An 11,100-nucleotide genomic window follows, 5' to 3' on the forward strand; every position below is an offset into this window, starting at 1 on the left:
GTCTGCTCACAGAATCGGTCCTGCTCGCCCAGGTCGAGCGGATGCTCAAGTCGCCCAAGCGGATATCGATCTCCGAGAACTTTGCCGGCCAATGGCTCGGGTTTGATGAGTTGCGGACTCAGAAAGTGTTTTATCAAGATGAACGCTGGAATCGCGGCATCTATGACGAGCTCTTGTATTTCTTTGATGAACTGGTGAAGTCGGATCTTAGCGTTCTGAACATCGTCGATTCTGATTGGGTCTACCAGAGCGAATACACAAAAGTCAAGGTTCCTGGTCAGCCGCAGACTTTTCCAGCGAAACACGGAGACATCTTCGTGGCTAGGCGGCAAAGACCAGCAGGACTTCTGGAGCAGTTTTATAAACCTCCTGTTCTTATCAAGGTTAAGAGCGATGAGCGCGGCGGCATCATCACTTCTGTCGGTATTTTGCGTCTGACTTCGCCGCCGGAGAATACCAATCCGATTCGGCGCGGCGTCTGGCTGCTCGACAAGATCATCGGCCGTCAGTTGCACCCGCCGGAGAATGTCCCCCCGCTGAGTGATAGCGAGAAGATCGATGGGAAACAATTGGTGGATGTGGCGGATATCCTCAAAGCTCACACCAGCAAAGCGGTTTGTGTCCGTTGCCACAAAGAAATCGACCCGCTCGGCTTGGGTCTCGAGAAGTATGACATGTTCGGGGTTTGGCGCGAGTCATACAAGAATAAGCGGCCGATCCAGGCAGAGGGTATATTTCCAAACGGCGAAACATTCGACAACCCGAAGCAGATGAAGTCCATTCTGCTGGATAAATACCGTGAACCGATCGCCAAGAATATCGTGGAAAAAATGTTCGCGTACGCTCTCGGCCGCAAACTCAAACCATACGACCGGCCGGCTGTGGACCAGATTCTTCGTGCGTTTGAGAACGATGATTATCGTATGAATACGTTGATTGTGCAGATCGTCAAGAGCAAGCCGTTTCAGTACAGGCAAAATCCCCATGAAAAGTAAGTCCTACTTGATCCCCAGACGATCATTTCTCACAGGCTGCGGAGTCACTCTCGCTCTGCCTATGCTGGAGATCATGTCGCCTGCGCTGTCATATGCAAAGGCGGCCAATGCCGAAAGCGACAAGGCGAATCTGCGGCTGTGCGTCCTCCTCAAAGGTGGCGGGGTCAACCCCACTTCATGGGACATCACCGGTTCCTCTGAAACCGACTTTGAACTTTCGAAATTGCTGAAGCCCTTGGAGAAAAACAAAAACGACATTGTCGTGCTCCGCAATCTCGACGCGGACCTGCTCGCTGGCGGCGGGCATGAAAACTCGGTGATGTATTTTATGACTGGTCAGCCTCGCAAGTCGCGACTTGTGCAAAACCAGTCGTTTGACCAGGTCATCGCAGACCATGTCGGATCAAAGACGCCCCTCAAGTCGCTGCAGTTGCGCAGCGATCCGTATCTGGATGCCAATGACCCCTCCGAGAATTTTCTCTCTTACGACAGCTCCGGCAATGCACTCCCGGTCGAAGACAATCCTGAACTCGTCTTCAACAAACTCTTCAAAGGCTTCAATAACGCCGGCCATCGAAAGTCGATCGCCAGTGTACTGGATGAGGTCAAGGGCAGCTATCAATCGCTGGTGTTCAAGGCCAGCAACCAAGACAAGCAGGTGCTCGACCAGTATCTACAGTCGGTCCGCGAAATCGAGAAAGACATCGAACAATTCCAGACTCAGGAGAATCCCGAGCGTGTTGCCAAGCTGAAGCAGATTCAGCCGATCGCCGCTGCGACGGATATGCCCCAGCGCACCCGTGCGATGTTGGACCTCATCGCTCTGGCGTTCTGGACCGATATGACGCGCGTCTCGACGCTGATGATGTCGCATACGGAAAGTCGAACGATCTACGATTTTATCGGGGTCAATGACGAGATGCACGCGCTCTCGCACTTTGTCCGCGCTCGAAACCGATCCGCGGGGCTCTCGGGGTACGACAAGATCAACATCTGGCACACTCAACAATTTGCCTATTTTCTCGACAAACTGAAATCGCTGCAGGATGGCGAACGAACTTTGTTCGACAACTCGATCGTCCTCTTCGGCTCCGACATCAAGCATGGTGATTACCACTCGATCTGTGATCTGCCGCTGATTCTTGCCGGCGGCGGGGGCGGGCAGATCAAACTGGGACGTTACGTGAAATATCTGAACACACCCAACGGCAATCTGCACTTGAAAATCATGGAGATGATGGGCGTCAAGCGTGAGCAATACGGCAACTCGACCGGTGTTCTCGGAGGGATTTCCGAGTTGGCCAACTTCGAGCCCAAGTATGTTGACGATGGGACATGGGACATTCTAAGTGACAAGGATGGAATAATCGAAGTCAAAGGATTACTCACGATTAGTGTCAAGGAGGAAGACCTGAATCTGTATATCCTGCGATTATCGAAAAACAAATTCATCGAGATCAGAACAAGTTTTGGCAATATTCACGATACCAAAATGGATGCCTGTGTCGGTTCATTGGTCCAGTTAGAAGGCCAGTATTCGGTCAAGGATGGCAATAAGATTATCAACAAAGTAACTCGCTGCAAGCGACTGTGATAACGGCAAATTCAGCGGAGTTCATCATCGGTTGATTTTTGCCGAGAGTTTCCTTGGAATGCTCAAATTGCTTATCGGCGAGCCGACAAAGATGCGCGAAGCCCTTCGCCCGAAATGGGCAAAGCTTGTGCGGAAGTCCTACTCATCATGAATCAGCAGCAGTGCACGTGATAATTTCGGTATCAAAGTCACCCACCCTAGATCCTGAACTCATGGATTCCACCAGCCGACGCTACCTGCTGCTTGTCCTAACGCTCACGGCGTTTTTTTGCGGCCAAACCCGTGCGGCGGATCGCCCGCCCAACATCGTCGTCATCCTAGCTGATGATTTGGGTTGCGGCGATATAAGTCTTTACGATGGCTGGATCAAGACGCCGCGCATCGACCAAATGGCCCGCGAGGGTCTCAAATTTACCGATTTTCACTCCAACAGTTCCGTGTGCAGTCCCACGCGCGCCGCATTCCTCACGGGCCGCTACCAACAGCGTGTGGGAATCATCGACGTGATCGCCGGCCATCTGGATACGCCCGGACTGGAAGCCACTAAACTGACGATTCCCCGGCTCCTGAAACAGAACGGGTACCAGACCGCAATTTTTGGCAAATGGCATCTGGGCGACGAACCGCGGCACAATCCGCTTCACCATGGCTTTGACGAGTTTGTCGGTTTCCTACCTGGTGGCAGCGACTACCACAAGCATGGCAATTGGCTGGATGGAACGACTGTCAAAGAGCAGAAAGGCTATTCCACTGAAATCATCACGGACCGAGCCGTTGACTTCATCAAGCGCAAGAAGACCAGCCCGTTCTTTCTCTACGTCACCCATCAGGCGGTTCACAATCCGTATCAGACCCGTGATGATACGCCGGACAAGCGTGAAAAGGGATGGAATCAAAACGCGGTGAACGATGTCAACCGGCCGCGCTACCAGAAGCTCGTCGAGGATTTGGACCAAAGTGTCGGCAGAATCCTCGACACTGTCAGCGAGTTGGGACTCGCGCAAGACACCCTGGTGTTCTTCTGGTCGGACAATGGCGACGTGCGGATGTGCCCAGACGAACTGCGGCCCTATCGCGGCGGCAAGTTTAGCCACTTCGAGGGGGGGCACCGGGTGCCGGCCGTGGCCTGGTGGCCGGGCAAGATCAAGGCTGGCGCGAAGTCGGATGCCTTGCTGGCCGGGTTCGATCTATTCCCGACCCTGACCGATCTCGCCGGCATCTCAAAGCACAACCCAGCCAACCTCGATGGCAGCAGCGCCAAGGATCAATTCCTCCAGCAGAAACCCATGCCAGCCCGTGACCTCTTCTTTGGCTACGAACCCAAGCTAGGCACCGCGCTGCGTCGTGGCCACTGGAAGATGATCATCAAGGGCGACGACCTTCAACTTTTCAACCTGAAGAATGATCTCAAGGAAACCACCAATGTCGCCGCTCAAAACCCCGAGATCACCGCCGCCATGCGACGCGCCATCGAAGAATTCAAACAGACGATGACCCCGGGCTCCTAATGCGACTTGGATGTGGCAATAGCGGTGCCAAACCGGAAACCTTCCTGGCAAACAAGCAACGATGAAAACGCTCTCACTGGTTCTCCATTTGTCGTTCATCATTTTGGCTTCGTCAGCGTCGGCGAAGCCGAACGTCCTCTTCATCATCTCCGATGATCTGACAGCCACCGCACTCGGCTGCTACGGCAACAAGGTTTGCCAGACACCGAACATCGACCGCCTGGCCTCACGCGGGATGCGTTTCACGCGGGCGTATTGCCAGGCCAGCTACTGCGGGCCGTCGAGGGCCTCATTCCTTTCCGGCTACTATCCCCATGCGACGGGTGTGCAAGGTTACATCAGCCCGCGTGCGGCGATTGGTGATCGTGCAACATGGCCGCAGCATTTCAAAAACGCGGGCTATTTCTCTGCTCGCGTGAGCAAAATCTTCCACATGGGAGTGCCCGGCGGCATAGAGAATGGTGGCGACGGGGCGGATGATCCGGCGTCATGGTCCGAACGCTTCAACAGCCAAGGTCCTGAGTGGCAGGCACCCGGCAGCGGCGAGACACTGGAAAACAACGCGGCTGGCAAAAAGCCCGTCATGGGCGGCAATACCTTCGTCATCGTCGCCGCTGCCGGTGACGAAATGGTACATTCCGATGGTAAAACATCCGCGAAGGCTGTCGAACTCATCACGAAGCACGTGCAAGAGCCGTTTTTCCTAGCTGTCGGTTTTGTGCGGCCGCATGTGCCGTTCGTCGCCCCGAAGAAGTATTTCGACCTCTATCCGTGGGAGCAGATGAGGCTGCCGGAGAAACGGCCCGGCGATTGGGACGACATCCCGAAGCCCGGGATCAATTACAAGACCAGCGTGAACATGCAAATGGATATCACACGGCAAAAGAAGGCTATCTCAGGCTATTATGCCGCAGTGAGCTTCATGGACGCGCAGGTGGGCAAGGTGCTCGACGCACTGGAAAAATCCGGGCAGGCCGGCAACACCATCATCATCTTCACCAGCGACCATGGCTACCACCTCGGCGAGCACGATTTCTGGGCCAAAGTAAGCCTGCATGACGAATCTGCCCGCGTGCCGCTCATCGTGAGCGTGCCCGGTAAAAAGCCCGGCGTAAGCGATTCCCTCGTCGAACTGCTCGACCTTTACCCCACCACCGCGAAGCTCTGCGGCCTCGACGTCCCCGCCCGCCTGCAAGGCAGGGACATCATCCCGATCCTTGATGATCCAAAAGCAACTGTGCGTGAAACTGCCTTCAGCGTCGCCGGCACGAGCAAGGGGCTCATGCTGCGCGATGACCGATGGCTCTTCATCCAATACGGTGAAGACGCCAAAGGCGGCATCGAACTCTACGACACGCAGAGCGATTCACAACAATTCACTAACCTCGCCGCCCTGCCGGAATACAATGCCACGGTAGAAAGCTGGAAGGCGAAAATCATCGCCAAACTTGCAGCCGTCCGCAGCAACGATCTCAGCAACTGAATATGAATAGGCTCCTCACACTCCTTCTGCCTCGTCAGTTCCTCCCTTAGCTACGGCGCAGCAAGAGCCCCGATCCGCGTCGTGCCAATCTTTCCGGAGTGGAAATCCTACACCTGGATGCGGTCTGCGATGCTCTGGGTGACAAGCGTCGTGAGTTTGTGATTTCGCGTCACCGGGGAGCCAATATCAATTTGCGGACTCAGTTTGAACGGATCTTGACTCGGACTGGCGTGAAACCGTGACCCAAACTTTTTCAGAATCTTCAGGCCACCCAACCATTGTTGGCCGCGATCATCAGATCTCGTGGGTCCCGTGGTTCGCATCGCAGCAGGGCCACGTTGCCCCAGAGCTTGATGCGTTGGCTACGGGCATAGTCCATCAGGAAGATGAAAGCTCGTGAGTTCTCCGACAAATTGCCGAGTGTGATCTAGTGGCGATTGCCGCCGAAGTCTGCAAAGCCCAGCGTCTTGTCGTCCACGACCTTGAGGAAGCCAGGCGATCCGCCCCAGTAGACGTGGCGCTTTCGCTTTGCTCGTGAGAGCGTGATCGATCGGCATAGCGCAGACGATGTGTCATTTGATGAGGCAGCATTCAAGCTCGTAGGGGAAGCTTACGAATCTTTTATAATGCCGACAATTTGTCATGCCGGGAGTTTGAGAAGAGTGACTTAAATAAAGATTTATTAAGAGTAATCAATAGTCCGCGCTTTAAAGTGCATGCTTACTTTAACTCTGCGTAAGCATCGAACAAAAGTTGATTATCCTCAATAGAATGACATTGATTCAGACTTTAGCAACCTAAATTCAGAATAGGCAACAGTTAGTAAAATTGCAGAAATTCGCAGGTTCCGCGCTTCGAGCCGATGCAGCGAGCCTGATTTACTGTAATTGATTTTCGACTATTACCCCAACGTGAATCAATTGTTCCTCGACGTTGACGCGCGCCGAAACAGAATCACTTCCCCAATCAATGACAAACTTATGTCGAAATTTTCACCATCCTTCGTAAGCTCTTTCGTGTGTTTGTTGCTTTCTATTCCTGCTTGCAGCCATAGCGAGGGGGGGCATCATGAAGAACATCATAAGGTCGTGGTGACCAGCCCTCTAGTCAAAGACGTCGTGACCACGCAGCAATATGTTTGTCAGATCCACTCCAGCCGGCATATTGAAATTCGGGCACTTGAGAACGGTTATCTCGAAGAGATCCCGATCAAAGAAGGTCAGTCCGTCAAGAAGGGCGATGTCCTGTTTCGCATCTTGCCCACGCTCTATCAAGCCAAGCTCGCGGCCGAAGAAGCCGAGGCCCAGCTCGCTCAAATCAAATACGACAACACCTCGCGCCTCTACGAAAAGAAGGTCGTCGCGCAACCCGAGGTTGCGCTCGCCGACGCGGAACTGGCCAAGGCCAACGCCAAAGTCTCGCTGGCCAAAGCTGAACTGAACTTCGCCACGATCACCGCGCCGTTTGATGGCATTATTGATATGCAACGGCTCCAGCAAGGAAGCCTGATCGCCGAAGGGGATAAGCTCACGACATTGTCCGACAACAGCACAATGTGGGTTTATTTCAATGTGCCCGAAGCACGATATTTGGAATACAAGGAAAACCCCCATCGCGACGATTTGGTCATCGAGCTAATGCTGGCGAATGGCAAGAAGTTTCCGTTCCCGGGGAAAATCGGCGCGATCGAGGCTGACTTTAACAACGAAACGGGCAACATCGCGTTTCGCGCGGACTTTCCCAACCCCGAACATCTTTTGCGGCACGGTCAAACGGGCACAATTCTGCTCAGCAGTGTCGTCAAAGATGCAGTGGTGATCCCGCAGCGGGCGACATATGAAATCCTCGCCAAGAAATACGTTTATGTCGTGGATGACAAATCTCACATCACCGAAAACAAAAAGAGCAGCAAAAAAACTGGGGACGGCGATGATCATGACGACGACGATGATCACGATGACGATCATGACAAAGCTGGCGGCCATCACGACAAGCATGGGGACGTCGCGCAGCATGGAAGCCATGCCAACGCGCAGCATGGTTATGCTCATCAGCGCGAGATCGTGATCCTCAACGAACTCGAAGATATCTATCTGCTCAAATCGGGCCTGAAGCCGGGTGAAAAAATTGTGCTTGAAGGCGTGCGGCAAGTTCGCGATGGCGAACAGGTGGAGTATGAATTTCTCGAGCCGGAAAAGTCGCTCACAAATTTGAAGCATCACGCGGAGTAAGGCTGTTATTCCGGATTCTTGGGCACTAATTCCAGGACGAATTGACACGGGACTATGTTTGCAAAAATTCTGCGCCGTCCGGCTTTGGCCATCGTCATTTCGTTGCTGATCCTCTTTCTCGGGGGCTTGGCAATTCGCAAGTTGCCAACGTCCCAATTCCCCACCGTTGCGCCGCCCAGCGTGATCGTCACGGTTTCTTTTCCCGGGGCAAGTGCCAACGTCTTGGTCGATTCGGTGCTGGTGATCTTGGAACGGCAAATCAATGGCGTTCAAGACATGCGCTATATGACATCCTCTGCGACAAGTGCTGGAGAAGCCGCGATCCAGATTGTCTTCGAGCCAGGAACGGATCCCAATGTTGCGGTGATGAATGTCGGAAATCGCGTCAACGCGGTCAAGAACAACTTGCCGGAAATTGTCCAACGCGAGGGCATCATTGTCCTACAGAACATGTCCAGCATGTTGATGTACGTCAACGTCTATAGCAAAGACAAGAACGTTGACCAAAACTTCCTGTTTAATTACGCAACCTCCAAGATTCTCCCCGAAATCAAACGGATCCCCGGCGTTGGCACCGCCAACATTCTTGGCAACCGCGCTTATGCCATGCGCATCGAATTGGATCTCGAGCGTTTGCAGGCTTACAACCTCTCGGCCGAAGATGTCATGAAGGCCGTGGCCGAGCAAAGCATGATCGGTTCGCCCGGCCGGCTCGGTCAAGCAACCGGAAAAACATCGCAGACCATCGAGTATGTGCTCACCTGGGTCGGCCGCTACGACAAACCCGAGCAATATCAAAACATTATCTTGCGGGCAAATCCCAAAGGGGAAAACATTCGCATCAGCGATGTCGCCACGGTGGAACTCGGTTCTTCATTTTATGATCTGTATTCCGACATCGACGGTGATCCTTCGGCGGCGATTGTGCTCAAACAAACGCCGGGTTCCAACGCGACCGAAGTCATTGAAAAAGTCAAAGAACTGCTGGCGGAAATCAAGGAAAAAGACTTTCCGCCCCTGATGGACTACCAAGTCAGTTACGACGTCTCGAACTTCTTGGAAGCATCGATCGAGCAAGTGTTGCACACGCTGCTCGAAGCGTTTGTTCTCGTTTCGTTGGTTGTGTTTCTATTCTTGGGGGATTTTCGCTCGACCCTGATCCCAACGCTAGCTGTGCCCGTGTCGTTGATCGGCACGTTTTTTTTCATGCTGATTTTCGGCATGTCGATCAATTTGATCACGCTGTTTGCGCTTGTCTTGGCAATCGGCGTCGTCGTCGATGATGCGATCGTGGTCGTCGAGGCGGTCCACGAAAAAATGCACACGCTGCATATCAAACCCTACGAAGCCACGAAGCTCGTCATGGGTGAAATCAGCGGCGCGATCATCGCGATCACGCTCGTGATGACCTCGGTGTTTATCCCGGTCACCTTCATGTCTGGACCGGTCGGCGTGTTCTACCGGCAATTCGGGCTCACGATGGCGATGTCGATCGTGCTCTCGGGCGTGGTCGCGTTGACGCTGACGCCGGTGTTGTGCGCGATGCTCCTCAAGCCGCACGATCCGAACAAGCACAAGAGCCTCAACCCGCTGACGATCTTTCTGCGCTATGTCGATCGGGGAATCGTCAAAATCACGAACGGTTATGTGTCGTTCGTGGGCGGCATTGTGACCAAGCGGTTGCTCACGATGCTGGTCATCACCGGCTTTGGTGTGGGCATCTTTGTGGTCAATACGATTTTGCCTTCGGGCTTTATTCCGCTCGAGGACCAAGGGATTATCTACGGGATCATTCAAACGAAGCCGGGTTCGACCTTGGAATACACCAATTCCAAATCGCATGAGCTGGCGGACCTGTGTAAAAAAGACGAAGAGCTCAAGAAATACATCACTTCGGTCTCGTCGCTCGCCGGATACGAAGTTTTGACCGAAGGCCGCGGCTCCAATGCCGGGACATGCATCATCAATCTCAAACCGTGGGGCAAGCGCAAACTGACTTCGAAACAGATCATTGAGCTGCTCGAGAAAAAAGGCCGCAATATCTCCGACATTAAACTCGAGTTCTTTGAACCGCCGGCGGTGCCGGGCTTTGGAGCTGCGGGCGGGTTCTCGCTCAATTTGCTCGACAAAACCGACAGCGGCAACTACGAAAGGCTCGGCGAGGAAACCGAGAAATTCATGGCGGCCCTCGCCAAACGTAAAGAGCTGAAAGGGTTGTTCACGTTTTTCGCCGCAAACTATCCGCAGTATGAACTCAAAGTCAACAATGAAGTGGCGATGCAAAAAGGAGTGCCGATCAAAAAATTGATGGACAATCTGTCGATTGTCGTCGGCAGCACCTGGGAGCAAGGCTTTGTGCGCTTTGGGCAGTTCTACAAGGTTTATGTGCAAGCGCAACCGCAATTCCGCCGCTATCCCACCGATTTGGAAAAAATGTTTGTCAAAAACGAAAACGGGGAAATGGTCCCCTACTCCGCGTTTCTGAAACTCGATAAGAAACAAGGGCTGAACGAAATCAATCGCTACAACCTGTACACGACCGCAGCCATCCAAGGTGCCCCAGCGCCGGGTTACAGCAGCGGCGAAGCCATTGCCGCCATCAAAGAGGTCGCCGCCAAAACCTTGCCCCCCGGCTTTGATATCGACTGGCAAGGATTATCGTTCGATGAAGCCAAGAAAGGCAACGACGCGACCTATATCTTTTTGATCGTGCTCTTGTTTGTGTACCTGGTCCTCGTCGGGCAGTACGAAAGCTTTCTCCTGCCGCTGGCGGTGATTATTTCCCTGCCCGTGGGGCTCTTTGGTTCGTTTGTTTTTCTCAAGGCGATGGGCCTCTCCAATGACGTATACGCCCAGATCGGGTTGGTCATGCTCGTGGGTTTGTTGGGCAAGAACGCGATCTTGATCATCGAATTTGCCGTGCAGCGCCGCCAAGAAGGGCTCTCAATCGTCGATGCGGCGCTCGAAGGGGGAAAACTACGGTTCCGGCCGATTCTGATGACGTCGTTTGCGTTTATCGCCGGATTGATTCCGCTCGTCCGCGCCACGGGTCCCGGGGCAATTGGAAATCGGACAATCGGCACCACGGCGGTTGGCGGGATGTTGATTGGCACGGTGATCGGCGTGCTGGTGATCCCCGGCTTGTACTACATTTTTGCCAAACTTTCGGACGGCAAAAAATTACTGCGTGACGAAACTGATGAACCTCTCAGCGAGATCATCGAAAGCAGCCACAAAGAAAATCCCAGCCATTAAAGACTCTATCCTCCCCTCATGGGCTGTTGCCAAC

General features: G+C 53.5%; 6 protein-coding genes. All 6 read left to right on the plus strand.

Going from position 1 to position 11,100, the window contains the following annotated elements; genetic code table 11:
* The coding region (locus AC6T8Q_RS18175) for a DUF1585 domain-containing protein (RefSeq protein WP_500680433.1) at nt 1-995 on the plus strand (995 nt) is incomplete at its 5' end.
* A complete protein-coding gene (locus AC6T8Q_RS18180; protein WP_500680434.1) occupies nt 985-2,589 on the plus strand; it encodes a DUF1552 domain-containing protein in 1,605 nt (534 codons plus the stop codon). The genes AC6T8Q_RS18175 and AC6T8Q_RS18180, both read left to right, overlap by 11 nt.
* 212 nt (nt 2,590-2,801) lie before the next feature.
* Nucleotides 2,802-4,097 (plus strand): sulfatase-like hydrolase/transferase, encoded by a 1,296-nt coding sequence (locus AC6T8Q_RS18185; protein WP_500680435.1) that lies wholly within the window; start codon nt 2,802-2,804, stop codon nt 4,095-4,097.
* A 61-nt stretch (nt 4,098-4,158) separates the two neighbouring features.
* The gene (locus AC6T8Q_RS18190; RefSeq protein WP_500680436.1) at nt 4,159-5,580 is read left to right on the plus strand and encodes a sulfatase; all 1,422 of its coding nucleotides are present in this window, start codon (nt 4,159-4,161) and stop codon (nt 5,578-5,580) included.
* Nucleotides 5,581-6,671: 1,091 nt separating this feature from the next.
* A complete protein-coding gene (locus AC6T8Q_RS18195) occupies nt 6,672-7,811 on the plus strand; it encodes an efflux RND transporter periplasmic adaptor subunit (protein ID WP_500680437.1) in 1,140 nt (379 codons plus the stop codon).
* Between the two features lie 54 nt (nt 7,812-7,865).
* Nucleotides 7,866-11,066 carry an efflux RND transporter permease subunit gene (locus AC6T8Q_RS18200; protein WP_500680438.1) on the plus strand — a complete coding sequence of 1,067 codons (3,201 nt, stop codon included), beginning with the start codon at nt 7,866-7,868 and terminating at the stop codon, nt 11,064-11,066.
* The last annotated feature ends 34 nt before the right edge of the window (nt 11,067-11,100 follow it).

It is taken from the genome of Bythopirellula sp. (assembly GCF_041737835.1).
Taxonomy (GTDB): Bacteria; Planctomycetota; Planctomycetia; order Pirellulales; family Lacipirellulaceae; genus Bythopirellula.

Excerpts from the sequence above, each read along its gene's own strand:
- AC6T8Q_RS18180 (WP_500680434.1), top strand. The coding sequence starts at position 985 with ATGAAAAGTAAGTCCTACTTGATCCCCAGACGATCATTTCTCACAGGC.
- AC6T8Q_RS18185 (WP_500680435.1), top strand. The coding sequence starts at position 2,802 with ATGGATTCCACCAGCCGACGCTACCTGCTGCTTGTCCTAACGCTCACG.
- AC6T8Q_RS18190 (WP_500680436.1), top strand. The coding sequence starts at position 4,159 with ATGAAAACGCTCTCACTGGTTCTCCATTTGTCGTTCATCATTTTGGCT.
- AC6T8Q_RS18200 (WP_500680438.1), top strand. The coding sequence starts at position 7,866 with ATGTTTGCAAAAATTCTGCGCCGTCCGGCTTTGGCCATCGTCATTTCG.